20 protein-coding genes are annotated in these 19,760 nt (G+C 47.5%); 4 read left to right on the forward strand and 16 right to left on the reverse strand.

Annotated elements, in window-relative coordinates; all coding sequences use genetic code 11:
* The 9 genes from J4G02_10810 to J4G02_10850 form a co-directional block, all read right to left on the reverse strand.
* Nucleotides 1-463, reverse strand: a 463-nt coding sequence (locus tag J4G02_10810) for a hypothetical protein (protein ID MCE2395065.1), incomplete at its 3' end; no start/stop codon positions are given.
* Nucleotides 464-520: 57 nt separating this feature from the next.
* On the reverse strand, nt 521-790 hold the full coding sequence (locus tag J4G02_10815; GenBank protein MCE2395066.1) for an HPr family phosphocarrier protein: 270 nt from the start codon (nt 788-790) through the stop codon (nt 521-523).
* A gap of 30 nt (nt 791-820) precedes the next feature.
* Nucleotides 821-1,840 (reverse strand): HPr(Ser) kinase/phosphatase, encoded by a 1,020-nt coding sequence (gene hprK, locus J4G02_10820; protein MCE2395067.1) that lies wholly within the window; start codon nt 1,838-1,840, stop codon nt 821-823.
* Nucleotides 1,841-2,005: 165 nt separating this feature from the next.
* Nucleotides 2,006-2,575 carry a ribosome-associated translation inhibitor RaiA gene (gene raiA, locus J4G02_10825; GenBank protein MCE2395068.1) on the reverse strand — a complete coding sequence of 190 codons (570 nt, stop codon included), beginning with the start codon at nt 2,573-2,575 and terminating at the stop codon, nt 2,006-2,008.
* 78 nt (nt 2,576-2,653) lie between these two features.
* Entirely contained in the window at nt 2,654-4,360 is a 1,707-nt protein-coding gene (gene rpoN, locus J4G02_10830; protein ID MCE2395069.1) for an RNA polymerase factor sigma-54, read from the reverse strand.
* 25 nt (nt 4,361-4,385) lie between these two features.
* The gene (lptB, locus tag J4G02_10835; GenBank protein ID MCE2395070.1) at nt 4,386-5,132 is read right to left on the reverse strand and encodes an LPS export ABC transporter ATP-binding protein; all 747 of its coding nucleotides are present in this window, start codon (nt 5,130-5,132) and stop codon (nt 4,386-4,388) included.
* The gene (locus J4G02_10840; GenBank protein ID MCE2395071.1) at nt 5,110-5,751 is read right to left on the reverse strand and encodes a hypothetical protein; all 642 of its coding nucleotides are present in this window, start codon (nt 5,749-5,751) and stop codon (nt 5,110-5,112) included. Before J4G02_10840 ends, lptB begins: the two co-directional genes overlap by 23 nt.
* Complete coding sequence (gene lptC, locus J4G02_10845) at nt 5,735-6,316, reverse strand: LPS export ABC transporter periplasmic protein LptC (GenBank protein MCE2395072.1); 582 nt, start codon at nt 6,314-6,316, stop codon at nt 5,735-5,737. Before lptC ends, J4G02_10840 begins: the two co-directional genes overlap by 17 nt.
* The gene (locus J4G02_10850) at nt 6,288-7,172 is read right to left on the reverse strand and encodes a lysophospholipid acyltransferase family protein (protein MCE2395073.1); all 885 of its coding nucleotides are present in this window, start codon (nt 7,170-7,172) and stop codon (nt 6,288-6,290) included. The genes lptC and J4G02_10850 overlap by 29 nt, the downstream gene beginning before the upstream one ends.
* A 466-nt stretch (nt 7,173-7,638) precedes the next feature.
* On the opposite strand from J4G02_10850, the gene rsgA reads away from it, so the two are divergent.
* Nucleotides 7,639-8,640 carry a ribosome small subunit-dependent GTPase A gene (rsgA, locus tag J4G02_10855; GenBank protein ID MCE2395074.1) on the forward strand — a complete coding sequence of 334 codons (1,002 nt, stop codon included), beginning with the start codon at nt 7,639-7,641 and terminating at the stop codon, nt 8,638-8,640.
* Nucleotides 8,627-9,478 (forward strand): GNAT family N-acetyltransferase, encoded by an 852-nt coding sequence (locus J4G02_10860; GenBank protein MCE2395075.1) that lies wholly within the window; start codon nt 8,627-8,629, stop codon nt 9,476-9,478. Before rsgA ends, J4G02_10860 begins: the two co-directional genes overlap by 14 nt.
* Here J4G02_10860 and J4G02_10865 read toward each other — a convergent pair.
* The 7 genes from J4G02_10865 to J4G02_10895 form a co-directional block, all read right to left on the reverse strand.
* On the reverse strand, nt 9,452-10,480 hold the full coding sequence (locus J4G02_10865) for a hypothetical protein (protein ID MCE2395076.1): 1,029 nt from the start codon (nt 10,478-10,480) through the stop codon (nt 9,452-9,454). The two genes, J4G02_10860 and J4G02_10865, sit on opposite strands and share 27 nt — an antisense overlap.
* Before the next feature lie 116 nt (nt 10,481-10,596).
* Entirely contained in the window at nt 10,597-11,082 is a 486-nt protein-coding gene (locus tag J4G02_10870) for a hypothetical protein (GenBank protein ID MCE2395077.1), read from the reverse strand.
* Nucleotides 11,079-11,654: a Gfo/Idh/MocA family oxidoreductase gene (locus J4G02_10875; GenBank protein ID MCE2395078.1), complete on the reverse strand. Its 576-nt coding sequence runs from the start codon at nt 11,652-11,654 to the stop codon at nt 11,079-11,081. The genes J4G02_10870 and J4G02_10875 overlap by 4 nt, the downstream gene beginning before the upstream one ends.
* Nucleotides 11,655-11,665: 11 nt before the next feature.
* Nucleotides 11,666-12,289 (reverse strand): HEAT repeat domain-containing protein, encoded by a 624-nt coding sequence (locus J4G02_10880; GenBank protein MCE2395079.1) that lies wholly within the window; start codon nt 12,287-12,289, stop codon nt 11,666-11,668.
* Nucleotides 12,264-12,512, reverse strand: a complete 249-nt coding sequence (locus J4G02_10885; protein ID MCE2395080.1) for a hypothetical protein — start codon at nt 12,510-12,512, stop codon at nt 12,264-12,266. Before J4G02_10885 ends, J4G02_10880 begins: the two co-directional genes overlap by 26 nt.
* A 48-nt stretch (nt 12,513-12,560) precedes the next feature.
* Nucleotides 12,561-13,523 (reverse strand): cyclase family protein, encoded by a 963-nt coding sequence (locus J4G02_10890; GenBank protein MCE2395081.1) that lies wholly within the window; start codon nt 13,521-13,523, stop codon nt 12,561-12,563.
* A gap of 343 nt (nt 13,524-13,866) precedes the next feature.
* Nucleotides 13,867-15,897 carry a hypothetical protein gene (locus J4G02_10895; GenBank protein MCE2395082.1) on the reverse strand — a complete coding sequence of 677 codons (2,031 nt, stop codon included), beginning with the start codon at nt 15,895-15,897 and terminating at the stop codon, nt 13,867-13,869.
* Nucleotides 15,898-16,265: 368 nt separating this feature from the next.
* On the opposite strand from J4G02_10895, the gene J4G02_10900 reads away from it, so the two are divergent.
* Nucleotides 16,266-17,009: a hypothetical protein gene (locus tag J4G02_10900; GenBank protein ID MCE2395083.1), complete on the forward strand. Its 744-nt coding sequence runs from the start codon at nt 16,266-16,268 to the stop codon at nt 17,007-17,009.
* 409 nt (nt 17,010-17,418) lie between these two features.
* On the forward strand, nt 17,419-19,746 hold the full coding sequence (locus J4G02_10905; protein ID MCE2395084.1) for an ABC transporter ATP-binding protein: 2,328 nt from the start codon (nt 17,419-17,421) through the stop codon (nt 19,744-19,746).
* Nucleotides 19,747-19,760 lie beyond the last annotated feature (14 nt).

Genomic DNA, 19,760 nt, shown 5'->3' on the forward strand with positions numbered 1-19,760 from the left:
ACGCATACCCAATTTTCACGCTCACGCACTTGAACGCTCCATCTCGGAAGGCATACTCGCTATAGGGTAGTAACTCCGCATAACCGTGATGGAACCGAAACGCTCCTCCACTGTTCCGTGACATAAAGCTGGCTGCATCGAGCCGGCTGGGTTCACCAATCATCTCCTCAATATAGTGAAGTGTCTGAGGCAGGTCAATGAGCTCCTCGAAGGGACCACCATAACGGAGCACCTCACAGTCGTAATCTCCCAAGCCGCTTTCTGACGGGATACCCGTCTGAGCGTAAACATTGTCCGATGCACGATATTTCCGTTCAGCGCCTAGGGCTGCTGTCTGATTATCATCAAGTGTTTCAAGGTCATCTATCGTTTCGTTGAGTCGTTGACACAGATCAGGGGACAGTGTCCCGCGCAGTACCAAGTATCCGTGTAGGTCAAATAGGTATCTCTCTTCCGGTGTCATCTCATACGCTCCTAATTTGCATTGGCTCTGTTGGAATGCGACGCCGTTGGAGACATTTCAGTCTGTCTCATCGAAGCCGCTCTCAACCAATTTTGATAGGGCTTGAACAGCTTCTTCCTCGTCAGGGCCTTCTGCCCGAATCGTAAGTTCAGTGCCACGACTTGCTGCTAACATCATGATCCCCATGGTACTTTTTGCATTCACCTTCATCAGCCCTTTTTGGATATAGATGTTGGAAGAGAATTGATTCGCCGCTTGAGACAATACGCCGGCGGGACGAGCATGCAAACCGAGCGCGTTGCGGATTGTCACCAATTGTTCAATCATAATTTTCTTCCTTATTGGCTGATGGGCCTGTCAAATTACCTTTGACTTTGTTGGTCCCAAAATTTCGCGATGAAGCGTTGTGTGCTGCCATTCGTCGAGCGCAACTTCGTCGTTCTGCTCTGCCATTTCCGCAATGAGGGTTTCATTGAGTTCTTTTGCTGCGTGGAATCCCAACTTTTGTCCCCAGAGGTTCATTGCTGCAGCTTCGATCAGGTTTGAGATATTTCGACCGGGTGCCACAGGAATGACAAGGTATGGTATCCGTTCATTGTGGAAACTGTAGGCTTCCTCATCAAGTCCGGTTCGGTTGTACACTTTGTTTTCGTCCCAATGTTCCAGTGTTACGACTAACTCAACCTGTGTGCGATCACCCACCGCGGTGACCCCAAAGAGTCCGACCACATCGACAATTCCTAACCCTCGGACCTCCATATAATGCTTCACCGGTTGGATACGCATCCCGAAAACACGGTGTCCGGATACACGCTTCAAAAGAACGGTATCGTCTGCAATGAGGCGATGTCCCCTCTGCAAGAGTTCCAAAGCACATTCGCTTTTGCCAATTCCACTTTCGCCGAGGATTAAAACACCAACCCCAAACACATCAACCAAGCTCCCGTGAATGTACTCCGAGGGACCAAATTCATCTTCGAGGAACAGCAGCAGCCTAGTTGTAAAGATGGCAGATGATAGTCGGGTAGTCAAGATTGGTATATTTGTCTGATTGCCGATAGCGACAAGTTCTGACGGGACTGGCAAGCCACCTGTAACAACCACGCACGGAAGAGCATACGAGAAGAATTTCTGTAAAACTTCCGTTCGCTCCGAAGAAGGGAGGCTTTCTAGATATGAAATTTCACCCTTTCCCAAAATTTGAACCCGTTCATGTCCGAAGTGGTCGTAATGCCCACACAGCACAAGTCCTGGGCGGTTCGACTCCGCTGTTTTGAGCGCACGATCTAGTCCATCATGTCCAGCCGTAACCTCAAATTGTAGCTCGTAACCGGCATATTTGATTAGCTGACGCACCGTCATTATATGGTCTAGCATTCGACTATTCCTTTGGTGGATTAATCTAATCTAATCAGTGTGGTGACTTAAGAGGGAGTAGTGAGGAATCGCCCAATAGATACGCTCGGAGGAGAATCGGACCAAGCATATGTGAATTGGTGGGACTTGAACTGTCGTTCAGTGAAACACCTCCCCTGAACACCTCTAGGCAAATTGAGGTTCGACCCATCCATATTCACCGTTATCATCTTCGTATACAACGTTGACCTGTTCCGTCTGTGCGTTCAAGAAAAGCAACAAGGTATCTCCAGAAGTCCGAAGCTGCATCACCGCTTCCCTTACGCTCATCGGCTTAGAAGCGAATTTTTCGGGAGCCCTGAAGTGAGGGTCGGGCATATTTGATGAATCATCCGTATCGGATTCTGCCAGCGTACTGTTTCCATTACCACTTAACTGCATTGCGACCTCACGTCGAGGCAAACGCTGTCGCCGATCCTTAATTCTCTCTTTATGGCGGCGGATCTGTGTCTCAATTTTGTCTATTACATCGTCTAGCGATGAGAAAACATCGTGCGTTTCACCTTGGGCATGGAAGGTTGCTTTACGTGTTGCAAGCGTAATTTCCGTTCGGTAACGGTTTTTCTCCACCTCCAGAACTACCTGAAAATCGATAACAGGGCTAAAAATCGTTTCAATCTTCTTAGTACGCTTTGCAATGTAAGTTTTAATATCATCTGTAATTTCAAGATGACGGCTCGTAAGATGGATTTGCATACCTTAGACTCCCTTCTTTGAATTAATGCTGCATTGGCGACTGCCGTTTCATTACAAATCAGCAAATCGTTAATTACCCTACCATTTCCGTTTCCTTTTAGGAGATGGTAAAATATTAAGCTCCTCGCGGTATTTGGCAACAGTTCGTCTTGCCGTATGGATCCCTTGCGCTTCCAATGCATCAGAGATTGCCTTATCACTCAACGGTTTCGCTGCGTCCTCATTTTCAATCATATCTTTAATCTTCTCTTTAACTGTGGTTGCAGCGACATTTGATCCGGAATCCGTGGGGAGTTCACCGCTGAAAAAGTATTTCAGCCTGTAGATACCTTGAGGTGTTTCGACGTACTTATTCGACGTGACCCGGCTGACTGTTGATTCATGGACCCCCGCCATATCTGCTATCTGCTTTAATACCAGCGGTTTAAGCCCCTCAACGCCTTGCTCCAAGAAATCCGCCTGCACCTCAAAAATCGCTTCCGTTACCCTTGCAATCGTTTGGCGACGTTGCACAATACTTTGTAACAAATCCCTTGCCTGAGTTCTGCGAACCTCTAGCCACTCCTTCGTTTTGGGATCTAAGTTTTTATTTCCGTTCATCATCCAATCGACGTAGATGGGATTCAAACGGAGTCGAGGCATACCATCGTCGTTGGTGATAACTCGGTATTCCCCGTCAATTTTTTCAATTGTAACGTCAGGAATGATCGTTTCAGGTGCCCTTGGATCTCTGGGATCAGAGAAGTGACGCCCCGGATAGGGATCCAAGGAACCAATTAGTTCCCGCACTTCTACAATTTTACTGATTTGTGCCCCAAGTCCTTGGGCGATGCGCTGGAGATGATTATCCGTTAAATCAGCCCAGTGGTGCTTGACGACCATTTCTGCGAGTGGATTCTCAATTTGTGCAGCTCTCATCTGTGTAAGAAGGGTTTCCGGAATGGTTCGATAAGCGATTCCGATGGGCTCAAAGTTGTTGTGAATAAAGTGCAAAACAGCCTCTACCTCATCCACGTCGCAACCGACGGCGGCTGCGATATCTTCGAGGGTGATGTTGTAAACGTTGAGTTGACCATCTTCCCTGTTGACTGTATAGGTCTGTCCACCCGCCGCATCGGTTATCAGCCAGCACCTATCTTCCGATTTCACAGTAACAGTTGCATCTTGAGAAAGCGAAATGTCGTCGTTTTCAAAGTCCTTACGTAGCCCTTTTTCAATTACGTTTCGCAGGAATTCTGGGAGTACCTCATTATCTAAGTCATTTTGGAACAATGGGTCGATATCGAATAGAGGACCAGTCCGCAACTGACCGTTATCATCAAGATTACCGATAATTTGCTCACCAATTTTCCGATCCATGTCCGAAAAAGGTGCGACACTGAGTTGTTCCATCAGAAAATCGTGTAGCGACTGGAAACTAGCAATATCGGAGGGACGCTGGTCATCGTTGTTTTCCCAATGCTCAAACTCTCCGCTTTCACCCCGGTGGAAGGAGTCATCCAGAAAGTCCTTCCAGTCAAAGTCTGGTTCTTTATCCTCGCGATCGATAATCTCTCCAGGTTCATTCCATTGGGTATCTGGATCGAGTGCTTCTAGGTCGATAATTGCCTCAAGTTCATCCTCGTCCAATATCTCCTCTAAGAGCGGATTTTGCTCCAATTGCTGACTCAAATGCTGCGTCAGATCCAGCCGTGACATCAGAAGTACCTGAATCGCTTGCTGTAGCTTGGGCGTCATGACCAGTCGGTGCTGTAAGCTCGCGGTTTGTCTCATTCCAACGTTCATGACCTGATCTCCTCAAATGATTGCGTTATATCTGCTGAGATCGGCGCAGTTCAAAATTATGCCCTAAGTACTGCTCCCTAGCGATCTCACTCTCGACAAGTGCCTCCGGGGTGCCGCTTAACGTGATTTTTCCGTCGGTAATTAAGTAAGCGCGGTCAACGATGCCTAACATTTCCGACGCATTGTGGTCTGTGATTAGGATGCCAAGATCTCTATCGCGTAAGTGTAAGATGAGCTGTTTAATATCTTGAACCGCAATTGGATCTATTCCTGAAAATGGTTCATCCAACAAAATAAAAGACGGAGACGCTGCCAAGGCTCTCGCGATTTCAGCACGACGACATTCCCCACCCGAAAGGGTATATGCCTTCCGATCTGCTAGCTCAAAAATGCCAAGTTCTTCCATCAGTTGTTCACTGTGTTCCCCACGTTCCCTTTTGGGAATATCACGCACCTCTAAGATGGCTTCGATGTTTTGTCTGACCGTCAGTTTCCGAAAGATAGAGGTCTCTTGGGCGAGATAACCGATGCCCCGTCGTGCGCGCTTATACATCGGCAGAAATGTGATATCCTCGCCATCATAGATAATCTGCCCTACATTAGGACGAATCAGTCCAACAACCATATAAAATGTCGTTGACTTGCCCGCACCGTTCGGCCCCAGCAAACCGACAATTTCCCCTGTCTCAACTTCAAGGCTGACCCGGTTAACAACAATGGGGCCACGTCTTGTATAACTTTTAACAAGTTCATGGGTTTGAAGGACCGCCACTGCTTTCTACCTCCTCTTCTTCTTGTGACTCTGTTTCTTCTTGTGACTCAGCCTCAGGTTCCTTTTGAGACTTCACACGGATCCGAACCTTTATATTGCCCTCTCCGGAGCGTTCGCCTGTGCGACGGTTATATGTGAAAGTATCCGCTTCCAACCGATCCTCATTTTGAAGGACAATGACGTTTTCGCTAAAGTCTATAATATCCGTGAGGTGGTTCAAGATTGCGTGGGCACAAGTGACAAAGGTATCCCCATCCCGAAGTTCGACGTTGCCTTCCGCCACGGTTCTGACAGTTTCATTCGTGTCGACGTTTTCATAAATGGTCACTTTGTCGGCATTCAAGAAGCCGTCGGGTCTTTCAATTTGAACGTTACCAGTAAAAATTGTCACTCCTTCTTTTTCACGTTGCTCGAAACGATCTGCGTGTTTAACATCGATCACATCCCCCTCTGAAGCCATTTCATCGCTTATTTCTTCCTGTTCCGGTGGAGCTGCCTCTTGTTCATCGGCCGGGTACGCGGGGTTGCTAAATAAAAAAACAGTAAGGAGCAACCCAACCGCCCAAAGTAAAGCCACGGTAGGTTTTGGAACTGTTACAGAATTAATTCTCAGTTGCATCAAATTTCTCATCCTTTGGATAAATTTTAGATTGAACGTTCTTCATTATAACCACTTCAAGTGTCGGATCGCCTTCTAGTTCTTGACCGACCATTGTCGAATCACCCCGTACAATTGTGGATATATTCGGCGCAAACAACTTGCCATCACTGTTTCGCCAGTGAAGTTCATCCGTGTAGAGTCGCCCATCTAGGCTCTTTCCAACAACGTTCTCAAAAAAGTGAATATCATTGCTTGACTCGATAAGCTCGCCACGATCGCCTGTTATTGTTATTGCCCACTTGCCCTCCTCAAAGATCTGGACTTTTGGCTTTTCCATTTCCACAATCTCTTTCAGGAATGTTGCCTTCTCAGCAACAAGCGTCCACCGTGTGATGCCCCCATCTGCGTGTTGGGTTGAAAAGGTAGACAGTATCTGTTGAGGCGTTTCTTGAACCGGTTCTGTCGGTTCTTCGTCTGCTTTATCACAGCCGAAAGTGAATAGGCTGAAAGCTACCAAAAGGAAGAAGACTTGAAATGCGATATATAAGTGTCGGTTATTCAGGTTGTGTTTTCCAGCGTTCATGCATCCAAATCCACTGTTCCGGGTAGCGTCGAATATAAGATTCAATGACTTTGGTGAACTGCTGCGTGTTGACCAAGAGGTCTGTTTCTTTCTCTCCACTCTGTTGCAAAGTCAATGGTGCTTCGATAATAGCACGATGTGAATTGTCCGGTTGGCGGACAATAAAAGTTGGCAAAATCGCAGCGCCGGTCTTGAGCGCGAAGGCTACTGGACTATAAGGTGTGTAAGCAGGCTGACCGAAAAAGTCAACGAAGATTCCTCGAGTACGGGTGTCCACGTCTGCAAGAATCGCGATTAGTTCATTCCGATTGAGACAGCGTAATACTTCACGAACCGATCGATCTCGGTCTATGCCTTGCCATCCAACTTTTTCTCGATAGCTGCTAACAATGGCGTCTAAACGTTTGGATCGCAGCTCACGGGTAATCCCACGGATTGTATAGCCATGTGCAAGGATGCTGGCACCAAGAAGTTCCCAATTGCCAAAGTGAGCCGTCAGGATGATTGCGCCTCTGCCTTGAACTAGTGCTTTATCAATATGTTCTCTGCCCTCGAGGGTAACAAGTTGATGGAGAGTCTCAGGGGACATGCAAGGCAGCTGCATAAATTCCATCAAATTCTTACCGATGTTCTGGAAGGAGCGTCGAACCATCCTGCCTACCATCGGCTGACCGATACCAAGGCTCTGCGCCACATGCTTGCACGCCTTAGCTTTTTCGCGATGGGAGAACAAAAAAACAACTGTAGCAAGATAAACGCCTATGAATAAAGCGAGTTTACGAGGCAGCCGAGCAATGCACTGACCTATATATTTTGCCGTAAATACGTAACAGTAATCTTTCAGAGTGCGCCACATACCTGACCCCTATTATAGCAAATTCGACCTGCAATGACAAGGGAATTCATGGTTGCAAAGGGGAATTGGGACTAGTTGGCATAAAAATTGATAGTCAGCATCAATCTCTGTTGTTAGTAGATCTAAAAATCTGAAAATTGACTGAAGTTTTGCTTGAGTGTAGGGTTTAAATATGCTAAAATAAACGGAATTGCAACCTCGATTAGAAATAGGCGTTAGGTATAGATAGCGACGTAATCAAATTATATTGAAAGGTGGTGTGAAGTCATGCAAGAAATGCTTAAACGAATTAACTGCGATAGAAATAATACATTGGATAATCAAGGAACTTGTCTTGACTCTGCCCATCTACGTTTTGGATCGGTGGGAACGGCTACTTAAATCTCGTTTGGTGTAATGTCGAAAAGCCCGTAAGGATGAGTTCCCTTGCGGGCTTTTTTCATTTAACCTTGTGAGGTTCTATTTTATGGATGAAGGAATCGTTATCAAAGCGCACGGTGGAGTTTATGATGTCCAAATCGCGGGACAACTCTGCCCCTGCTCATTGCGACATCATATTATTGAAGCGGATAGGCGGGAGCGTGCAGAAACGAAAGAGTTACCCTACGTGGATCTTGTTTCTGTCGGCGATCGGGTGCAAATCTCTCGGTCAGTGTCGAAAGCGGATACAGGTTATATTGAGGAAATTCTTCCACGTGAAACCCAATTTGGCCGTACGCGCGTAAACAAACTGCCGCAGGTCATTGTAGCCAACCTCGATCTGCTGCTAGTCATCTTTGCAGCACGAAACCCGCAACTCAAACTACGCATGCTGGATCGATTTCTCGTGACAGCGGAAGCATCGGGGATGTTGCCCGTGATCTGTATTAACAAGATTGACTTGGTCCAACTCGAAAAGCTAAAAGCACAAATGGCACTGTACGAGGGAATTGGTTATAGTGTGATCTACACCAGTATCGTAACGGGTGCTGGAATTGACGAGATGCGTACAGTGATGAAAGATCGGATTTCCGCTATCGTCGGATCGTCTGGCGTTGGCAAATCATCACTACTCAACGAAATTCAACCGGGCTTACAGCTACGCGTCGGCGATGTTGATGAACGGATGCACAAGGGACAGCACACCACAACGGCGGTTTCTCTTTTGCCACTCCATTTTGGTGGATTCGTGGCAGACACACCGGGCATACGTACACTCGGCCTGTTTGAGATTGATGATGAGCAGGGCTTAGACATCTATTTCCCCGAAATGCGTCCCTACATTCCCGAATGCAAATTTGCAGCGTGCACCCATCAACATGAACCGGGCTGTGCGGTTAAAACCGCTGTCGAGGGTGGAGAGATTAGTGAGCTGCGGTACGATAGCTACTTGCGTATATCGGGATTTAGTGCAGGAAGATTTGAGCGGGAAGGACCGAAGAAAGAGAAAAAACGGTATGAGAGGAGGCATAAACGTGCGAAGCGATAGTGGACGCCAAGTGATTGACAAATTGAGACGAATTATTGAAAAAAATGAGCAGAGACTCACCTATTTTCAGAATCGACTGAAGCAGTCTGAGTTCATTGATCAGCCGAACCAGCGCCTGATTGGCACCGCAGCAGGACAGGCGGATTCGTATACAGATCAATTAGCGATCCTACGGACTCAACTGCGCGAGCTAGAAAAGCTTTATGGCGGCAGCGTAAAATTGAGGACAACTGAGGAGCGAGATTTGCGGCGCATTTGGGGCTGGACAAATGAGCCTACCCTTCGTAATCGCTTGTGCACTGAATTCATGCCTTTCCAAATTTACGTTGACAACTGGCATCGTTGGCTTGCTGATGAAGATACGCATCCGTTTTCAATCGATTTGCCAACCGGCGAACTAATTGGCTTTATGCTAATCAAATGCACCGGTGAGGTTGAGAAAGCCGCAACAATGGAGTTTATTGTTATTCGACCTGATTGTCGTTATCAGGGATATGGCACAGAGGCGATACAACAGGCAATTGACTTCATATTTGAATATCTCAGCGTGGAGGCTTTTGAGCTTCAAGTCGGTGTCGATAATTATGCTGCCTTTCTCTGTTTTGAGAGGTGTGGATTGGAGTACATCGACCAAGGGCGTTACGGGAGTTTGGAGTGCTATCGCATGGAGATACACCGCGAAGTCTGGGAAGGCGTTAGAGCTGCCGAGTCGATTTCCGAGCACGATGATCGTGAGACATCGCCTGTTCGGAATCCGGATGCAATTGGGGAGAGATCCAACCCCTATCTTACGGCGAAACTGCTGGCACCCTTAAAAGAATTGGTTTCTAATCGCTAAATGCGGAGTTTGTTCCTCCACCAATTCAAAAGACTCTAGTTCAAACTCAACATCAACGACAACATCATCACGGGTCTGAGATTGAGTGAATTTGACGATGCCAACATTGGGAGCAAGCCATTTCTGTGCCACCGTTATGTCGAGAGGATGATCGAAGATGCTCCACTTAAACGATTCCTGTACCTGAAATACGTTCTCAAACGTACCCGCCGGGACCGTCAAGGTTTCTTCTGAGAGTACCTCAAACTCATCTACACCGCCACCGATTGGGAACAGTTCAGGGGTCAACTTTGCCTGAAAGTTTGTTTGCCATTTATTTTCCGGGATTAGTGGAAAATTGTAGAGCGGCAAAAAGGGTGAGAAAAGGATTGTATCTTCCGTGCCGGAGGTAACATTCTGTGCATGCTGGAGAATTCCTTTGACAACGCCATTTTCAATTTTATGACCCAAATAGGAGAAATTGAGGACACCTTCTAGCCCCTCGTCAGGACTCGATTTCTGTAAGACATAGCTTTTAACTGTCCGATCGCTGGTAACTTGAATGTCGATTGTGTCAACGATTTCAAAGGTAACCCGATTTCCCTGATCGTCGCGATAGTGCCACTTATTGCCAATCGCAAGTGGGTAGTAGTCCCCCGGACGGGTTCGCCACACACGGATATCGATGGTGCTTGTAGTCGACTTCCTTCCATCGCTCACGGTGACTTTAATCAGATATTTCTGTTCCTCTTCGGGAGCTGTCCAAGTCGCACCGAGATCGTCGCCCTGGATCGTACCACCGGTCGCATACCATTCAACAGACAGTTCGTCGCCGTCAATGTCGACAGCTTTGAACTTGATGTCGACTGGGGTGCCGGGTTCAATGATATCAGAGTCCGCCTCAAAGATAGAAATCCTTGGCGCGAAATTCTCGTTACGCTCGCTCTCGCCACACCCCAGAAGTAGGAAAAGAGGAATTGCTATGAACAGAGGGAACAGGTGTTGTCCCCTGACTAAAAACATGGTAGGGTCTCCTTCACGGATATGGAATAGTTGCTGCCCCAATAGAATTGGGACTCAACGCAGCATAAAACGCTGGAGGAGGTAAAAAGATGACAGTGGGAAAGATTTTACAAAATTTAACCCAACTCCCAACCGTATTCTCTGGCAGGAATGTATGGAAGTTGTCCACTCTGGAGCATCAGTTCAAGCGGAGATTCTTTTTGAGCCAATGGAAACGTGACTTTAACTCTGCCAAGCCATTCGGATTCGTAGGCGGCTAGGCACATCTCCAAAGCGACTCGACCATCGTATCCGCTGGAAACACTCTCTCTATCCTCGTCGAGACACGCGATCATCTCCCACGCGCCTTCGCTCGGTACGTCTCCTGTCGAATCCCCGATAATTTCACTGCCTATTGCCTCAATCTGTTCCCCCTCGCGGAAGTCACCCAGTCCCCCATCATTCTTCCAAAGCCGGATCAGCGGTTGCCAACCACGGTAGGGACGAGCCTCTATCTTCCCTTCGCTTCCCTCAAGGATAAAACAGCCATCCAACCGGTAATTCCAGTGTCCGCCGGTCATGAACAGTGCGGTAACACCATCGTTGAGCCCAAAAAAACTCATAATCCGTTCGCGTTCATCACGCCGGTCAACCGTTGCGATGACCCATTCTGGATCTCCGCCGAACCACCGAAGTTGTGCAGCAGCGTGCTCGTATCGCCGTAATTTTGAGCCTCGATATGTAATAGGGTCCCAATGACACCGTCATCCACCATCTGCTTGACACAACGCCAATTTGGTTCAAACCGCATGGTGTGGTCAATCGCTAACTTCGTTCCAGAACGCTCGCACGCTTCGATGACTCGGTCCGCATCCTTCATATTCAACGCCATCGGCTTTTCGCAGAGGATTGCCTTAGCCCCTGCTTGGGCTGCTGCAATTGTCGGCTCGACATGTTCCCGGTTGTGCGTTGTCACACCAACGATATCAAGCGCTTCTTTGCTTAACATCTGTTGCATATCTGTGTACGCCGACGGAATCTCAAATTGCTCAACGAGTGCATTCACCTTCTCTTCGAGGATGTCGCAGGCGGCGACAACCTCCACGCGGTCACGCAGTTGCTGAAACGCTGTCGCATAACGCGTCCCAATGCCGCCACAACCGATAATTCCGACGCGATACTTCGTTTTGGACATACTCCATCTCCCTACTTGTGGGTAGATCGACTTAACTTCAACAGTGCCTTCACTACCTCGAACTTTATTTCTATGTCCTGATTATCATCTCCAATAGTTTCGATAAGCGCAGGAATCGCACGCTTATCTCCCAATTTGCCCAACGTAGAGGCAGCGCTCAATCTGACTCTGCCATCGTCATCTTTGAGAGCATTTATCAGAGCAGGCACGGCACGATTATTTCCTAACTTACCCAACGCTTGTGCAGCTTCATCTCGTACCGTGTTATTATCATCGTTGAGAGCTTTTATCAGGGCAGGAAGGGCACGGTGATCCCCAAACTGACCTAACGTAGAAGCGGCATTAGATCTTACCGTGCTATCGTCATCGTTGAGGGCTTTTATCAGGACGGGTTCCCCAGCCCTCAATTTTGCTAGTGCGACAGCGGCTTCGGCTTGTACTTGTTCATGCTCATCATTAAGTGCGTTCGTCAGGGCGAGGACTGCTCGGTTATCCCTCACCTCGCTCAACACTTGTGCGGCATACCATCGTACCAAACCCCTGTCATCATGGTTGAGGATGCCCCGCACTACCTCAAGAAACCACTCTTCAGAGAGTGTTTCACTCAGCTTATTCGGTCTGTCCGTTTGCAGCAAGGACTCTCACCAACATGGCGTGTCCAATCGGTCTCTGCGGGTACTCCAGAATGAACCCCTCAACCAATTTTAACACACTTTCATAATCGCCTGCTTTGAGCAAGGCATCTGTTTTCTTTTTCAATTCTGATCCTTCAGAATCACCGCTTGAAGGTGTCGCTGTGAGACAGACAAGGGTAGCTAACATTCCGAAAATTATTATCAGCGTGTTCAAGTGTCTCATCGTAGCTTTTCCCTTTAAGCCATGAAAAGAAAACAGTCGTAACCCGACTCAGCGAATCGCGATCGGATTGCCCGGAGATCCAGTGCCACCTTTCAGTCTCAGAGGGGAGAAGATAAAGGCGAATTCATAGACCTTATCCGCCGCGAGTTCTGCGGTGATGAGATTCTCAATATTATAGATGCCATTTTTCGCAATGAACAGTTGGTGAACAGGGGCAAAAATTGAGTCGTCAGGGTTCGGAATCACTTCGATTGCCCAGTTATCCGCACCCGCCATAACAATCTGTTTCTCAACCAAATACTTGCCCGCCTCCATACCGATGCCGGGCTCGGATCCGTTATAGCGCTCATTGTCCGTCATCCAGAATTGACCCCAACCGGTATGGGTGATGACCACATCGCCCGGACGTATCTCTACGCCCTGCTTTTTTAACGCGCCCTCTATATCTTCAACCGTGATTTCGTAGCCGCCCTCGAGATGCTCAACGCCTTTATACCCAGCAACGTCGATGAGCACCCCACGGGTAACGAAAACACCGACATTCTCCACACCTAGTTTCTTCAGTCCATCGGGCTTGGCAAAGTCGAGGCGATTGTTTCCGTTGTAGTAAAGATTGCCGATACCGATGTGTCCCAATCCATCGAATTGAGTGCCAATCTGTCCAATTTCGCCGCTGACAATCTCATCATGCCACGTAACGTTATTTGCGTGATCGGTGCTACCGGTTTGGGGGATCAACAAGCTATAGTGGCGTGTTCCAAACAGCGGCATTCCTGCTTCGTAAACCCGACCGAGTTGGTAGACTTTTCCCTCCTTAATTAGACTGGCAGCTTCTAAGACCTTTGTAGCTGTCAGCAGGTTTGCTGCGCCGCGCTGATCATCTTTTCCCCATTTGGAGGGATACCAGTTGGATTCTTCCGTCAGTGTCCAAGTTGCGGTCAGTGCGACTAGTAACACGGCTGAACCCAAAATTGCGAAAAATTTGACGATGTTTTTGCGCTTGTGAGACATTGTTTTTCTCCTTTTGTTTGAGGGGGATTCTATAACATTTGTCATAGTGGAAGTTGATATGTACAATACCAGCCCGTGCTTTCAATCGCCTTTTGGTCAACTGAAAAACACGCCCTGTTCGTGGGGCGCTCAGTGTAGCAAAATTCGTAGGTAAAGTCAAACAAATTTCTAGGAGACAGGGGTTGGGAAGGACTGTGTTACTGCTAGGAAAAGGCTTGACATTGCTTGGTCTAGATTGACAGATCCAGATTTGAAGGTGTGAGTATAACCCCTACACGTTCTTAAGGGCTACCATCTGTTTTTCGGTGTTTGATATTAGAATTGATCAGGTCGCGATTAGAGCCTAAAACTTAATTGTTAATTCTCCCACGAACTGCCTTGCCCGATTGCGGCTGGCAAAGACTTCGTAGAGATTGCCGGAAGCATCGAAATAACGACGCTCAAAATTACGGCTCGTGTCCGCTGGATTCAAATCTGTATACTCTAACCACAGATTCACATCCGTGAATACATCCCAATTCACCCCCAAAGCTGTAGAACTCGCGTCACCTTCTCCCTCCTGAGCTTGACGGTTCAAAGTTGGAAAGAGTGCCTGTTGGTAGAGGTCCGTTGCACCATCAATCCGTTCAGCATAAAGATTGAATTCCTTGTAGTGGTAGGCATTGGGGTTTGTGATAAATTTCAGATTTGCAACGACAGTGTTTGTCAACGCTTGGGTTTCATAGTCGTAGCTATCCTCCTCTTTCGGGGGTGTTATATAGCGTTCATCCTGCTCCCCATAGGTAAAGACATCCGCAAGGGTCAGATTCCAGCTTTCCGAAAGGTTATATGTCCAAAAGAAGGAGTTGTTCAACTGCAATAAATTCAATTGGTCGTCAACGTCTGCATCCTTATCAATATCCTCGTAATCTTCGAGGAAGTTATGATCACGGTTGACTGCCCGCGTATTATAAACTGCGTTCATGTGCGATGGTTTAATCGTAAAACCTTCAATGGAATATTGACGAATGATCAAATCACTCCCGTCGCGGAGGTAAATATGACCGAGGGGATCTAGGGTAAGGAAAGCGAGATCGTGATCTTCCGCGCTCTGTCTATCCACTTCATAAACCACGCGCCCTCTATATCTCCCGCTCCTATCAAATCGCTGTACGCGTGCAATGACGTTGTGATAGATTGTCTCGCGAATCTCTTTAACCTTCAGATCTTCCGCCTCCTCTTTTTTGTTTTCGTCTTTCTCATCTTCTTCATCGAGATATTCGTTGAGGTAACGACGATATTCCGCTTCCTCAAGCAGACGAATCCGCCGATGTAGAATAGCAAGATCTGATGACTGCAAAGTTGGGTTCAGAGACGCGGAGCGTGGGCGAGTACTATCGATGACCGAATTGACAAGTCCTGTGCCCGTGGAATAAACATCAGCGAGTCCCTGTCCCGACGGTGAAACGACATCCAAGAAATTTGCGAGTGGACTTCCCAAAAATCGTTTGAACTGGCTTTTATCTTTAACCAGAATCTCACCCGATGCCAAAGCGACAACGGCGATAGGCTTGACAAATTCTCCCTCGTTACGTCCCCTCACCCCAAATTTCAGTATAAACTTCCCATCCGCGTTAAACTTGACCACACGGTGGTTGCCTGTGTCCGCAATAAGTATATTCCCTTCAGCATCAATTTCAATGTCCGAGGCATCAGTGTCAAATTCACCATCGCTTGCACCGTATCTGCCAAACGCGATTAATTTCTCACCGTCCGCACCAAACTTGTGAACCTTTGCGTTTTTCGCATCCAGCACATACAGTTGGTTTTGACTATTTACGTCAATACGAACTGACCGATCATAATTCCTCGGTTGATACGCGAATGCCGTTTTGCCTTCCTCGTCAATCATCAAGCGCGTGGGCAGAACTACTTTGGGGCGGACGTCAATCACATCGACAACATAGGTGTGCATTAGTTCGCCATCTCGATTGAACTTGTAAACACAGGGACCAAACCAATAAAGTTTTGGATCTACTGTCTCTGGCATATGGTGGGGTACAGCCTGATCGACGACGTAGATATTTCCAGCTCCATCGACGGCAATGTCGCCCGGCTTTCTGAGTATGTTGTCCACAGTCTTCTCTTTCGGGATTTGCATGATAAAATCGCCTGTTGGTGACAGTTTCTGGACCAGCCGGTTATCTGCGTCACTGACATAAAAGTTGCCTGTGTCATCAAATCCGATATGAATATTCTTGCTAAAAAATCCGTCCGCTGAACCCTTCCCACTGAACTCCCGTTCAAACTTCAAAAAACTCACAGCAAATATTTCGCGCGCCTGCCACACACACAGAACAGTGACAAGTAACAAAAGAACAATCCATTTTTTCATTGAATCAGGTCCCTTCAAATGATTTAGTTGTATGTATTGCACTTGATATCGCTTAGATTGGTTTTTTCTAGTTAATTCATACATTGCACATGCTCAGTATAGCACGAACCTTCCAAAAATTCAAGCCCCTAGAATTTTTGGATGAACGGGTGTGTGTTTAGAGACACACCCTCCCATCTGCTGTGGGTCCAAGTGTCACTGAACTGAGACACTTTTCACGTGCTGTGTTGGTAATTGGTTTCATATCCTCTTCTCGTAAAGGATTAATGGTTTTGGCACGCGTCTTGCTCAACAAAATATGACACAGTTTTGAAATCTTTGAAAATCGGTAGGCTGAAACACAATCTGAGGTATGGAGGAATAAGATCATGTTATTTCGTATGTCATTCACAATTACAATGTCTATCTTCTGGGCGGGCTGGATCTGTTGCGTCATGTTTGGTTGTTATAATCAATCAGCGGCATCACCGGTAAAATCTGAAATTCAACTGTTGCAGGTGGGTGCGTTTCACGGCGACGAGGTTTCCGCAAAATCAGGTGAAATCTGGCTGGGATTGTATCCAACGCCGGATGGGCACGCACTAATCCCTTCGAGAATTACGGTGGAAACCGTTTATGATCCATTCGTCGATAATGCCGGAGAGCAGACCGGAAAAGTGGTGTCAGTGGAAGAGCAGACGCCCCCGCTTTTTCTAATAAAAGGTTTGAGTACATCCGAAAGAGAATCCATCAAGACACTATCCGACACACAGACAATTTTAAGTCCCGGTAAATCCCTCAACCTTAGATTGGACGACGAAAACGAAAGCTATTTGACAGTTTATGGCGAAGGGGCTGTAGGACCGAACGGGTTTACTTCACTCGAAAACTACAGCCTTGAACTATCTAACGGACAGTTATCCCAAGAACTGCTCGCATACGGATCTACGAATGGTGCCATCCCCACCTTGCTCTGGGCAGGAGATCTGGATGGCGACGGTCAATTGGACCTGCTTATTAATGCAACCCCGCATTACACCGTATATTCTGCACCGATGTTGTTCCTTTCGTCAATGGCGCAGGGCGGTAATTTGGTCCAGAAGGTTGCTATATTTATCGCTACCGGCTGCTAGTGCACACCGTACGTTTCCTGATAACTCTCTCATGGCTCATGTTAAGAAGGCGTGCAACAGTACCGTAGGGAACAACTTTTGGACTCTCGGCGTAGATCCCGATTCTATTGGATTAGAACAACACGGACGGAGTCGTGGATCCTCAGTTTGGAACATCATGTTTCACGCTTGTCGTGTTTCGTGCTGTTTTTTGACGTGAGCTAGCTCGATTTTCTTTCCCGTTCTGAAACCTTCTTTGTGTTTCCCTGATACGTTGTATCGCCCCTCCTCGATTTTCATTCAACATTTTCTATGTTCCGTCGTCCAAAAAGAACCGTGCCAAGATCCCGTTGGTACGGTTTTCGTTTTTCTAATCGACAAGGAGGTTTTTATGCACAGCGGGGGATTTTCTAGACGAGACATGCATCGAATGGCTCGTTCTTCCGGTAGAAGGGGCAATGCTAGACGGCCCGATGTAGAGATGACAATTTTAGAGGAAGTACCAACAGAACTCCAAGATCAGCTTGAAGATTTACTGGATGGAGAAGAAGAGATTAAAGTTGCCATTTCCACAGATTTACAGTTTGACGGCACTTACGGGAAAGATTGGGTGTTAGCGACGGAAAGACGCCTGCTCGCTTTTAACCAAAATGGTGCGCCCGGACCTGAAGTCCAAAACATTCCACTCGAAGCCGTTGACGAGATTGAAATACGAGAGTTGTATGGCAATAACTTCATGAAAGTGCGAACCGCAGAGGGCGCATTTGAAGTCGCTCGCTACTCCAAGCGGTTCGTTCCCAAATTTGCCGAAGCAACACCAGAAATTGAATCTTTAATTGACAAGGTCAAGCCGGAGGAAACGGACGAATCTAAGCGGCGTCGGAAGTATGTCGATCCCGGAAAAAAGAAGATTCGATGTGAAACCTGTGGGCGCCCGATCCCACGGTGGTCTGATGTTTGCCCAAACTGCGTTGAAAAGGGCAAACTGCTCTTCCGCCTACTCAAATACGCGATCCCATTTTGGCGCGTTTCTGTGCCGGCACTGCTAATCGTGCTGGTTATACGATTGGTAGACCTCTGGCCAGCTATTCTGGGTCAGCAGCTTATTGATAACATCCTCACTCCGGCGACGATAGCAGCAGCAGGAGGACAGCCAACTGAACCGGGTGCATTTGGACAACTTGTGATAATTGTGCTTCAGATGATCGGAGCGCACGTCTTCACAGCAGCTTTCTCAGCGGTGCGGGGTTATATGATGACATGGGTCGGTCAACGTATCACCCTGAGATTGCGGAATGATGCCTTTCAGCATATGAGTATCCTGTCGCTCGATTTCTACCAGCAGCGGGAGACGGGGAATCTGATGTCACGCATTACTCAGGATGTCGGACGGCTGCGAGACTTTATCGCCGAAGGGTTACAGGATATTATCGGTGATTCAATGACATTAATCTATATGTGCATTATCATGTTCCTCTATGACTGGCAGCTGGCACTCTGGGTGTTGCTTCCGATTCCGTTTATTATCCTTTTCTCATTCTATTTTGGACACAAGATGCACAAGGTTTTCCACGTCCTGTGGAGGCGCTACGCTGGGATTAGCACGATCTTGGCGAGTACGATTCCGGGGATACGGGTTGTCAAGGCGTTTACCCGCGAGAAATACGAAGTCGATCGCTTTCAAGAACAGACCCATCAGGTTTTTGAAGGGGAAATGAGTGCCGCCAAAATCTGGACACTTTATCAGCCAATTATGACCTTCATGACCTACTGTGGAACCATTTTTATCTGGTTAATTGGAGGGAGGCAGATCATCAACGGAGACTTAACGCTCGGTGAGTTGATGTTATTTATGACCTATATGACGCGGTTTTTACAACCTGTACGTACGCTTGCTCAGATGAACCGTCGATTCCTGAGAGCCGCGACTTCTGCCGAGCGGGTCTTTGAGATCCTTGATACACCGCCTAGTGTTGCAAGTCGTAAAGATGCTGTTGGCCTTCCAAATATGCGGGGGCAGGTCGAATTTCGCGATGTTTTCTTCTCTTACGATGAAGAGAAAAATGCTATCAATGGTATCAGCTTTACCACCAAACCGGGGGAAATGATCGGGCTCGTCGGACATAGTGGCGCGGGCAAGAGCACCCTCATCAATTTAGTCACCCGATTCTACGATCCCAACGAGGGTGAAATTCTCATTGACGGGCATGATAGCCGCGATATTGAACTTAGATCTTTGCGAGGACAGATCGGGGTGGTACTACAGGAGCCATTCCTATTTGAAGGTTCCGTCGCCGACAATATTGGTTATGGGAAACCGGGGGCAAGTCGCCAAGAGATTGTCGCGGCGGCAAAAGCCGCAAACGCCCACGACTTTATCGTTAAATTTTCCGATGGTTACGACACAACAGTCGGCGAAAGGGGCGTGCGTGTCTCTGGCGGAGAACGTCAACGAATCTCCATCGCTCGCGCTATCCTTAAGAATCCGCGCATTCTCATCCTTGATGAGGCAACTTCCTCTGTTGATACGGAGACCGAATCAAGAATCCAAGAGGCGTTGGGCCGGCTGATTCGAGGACGAACCGTTTTCGCAATCGCACATCGCCTTTCGACACTTAAACATTCCAATCGTTTGGTTGTCCTCAAGGAAGGGCAAATTGATGAGATTGGCACACACGAAGAGCTAATCGCCAAAGGTGGCACTTATGCCAACTTATGCGAAAAGCAAACAGAACTCTCGAAAATTCGGGCGTGGTAGTAACGAAATATGAA

The sequence above is a fragment of the Candidatus Poribacteria bacterium genome (assembly GCA_021295755.1).
Classification (GTDB): domain Bacteria; phylum Poribacteria; class WGA-4E; order WGA-4E; family PCPOR2b; genus PCPOR2b.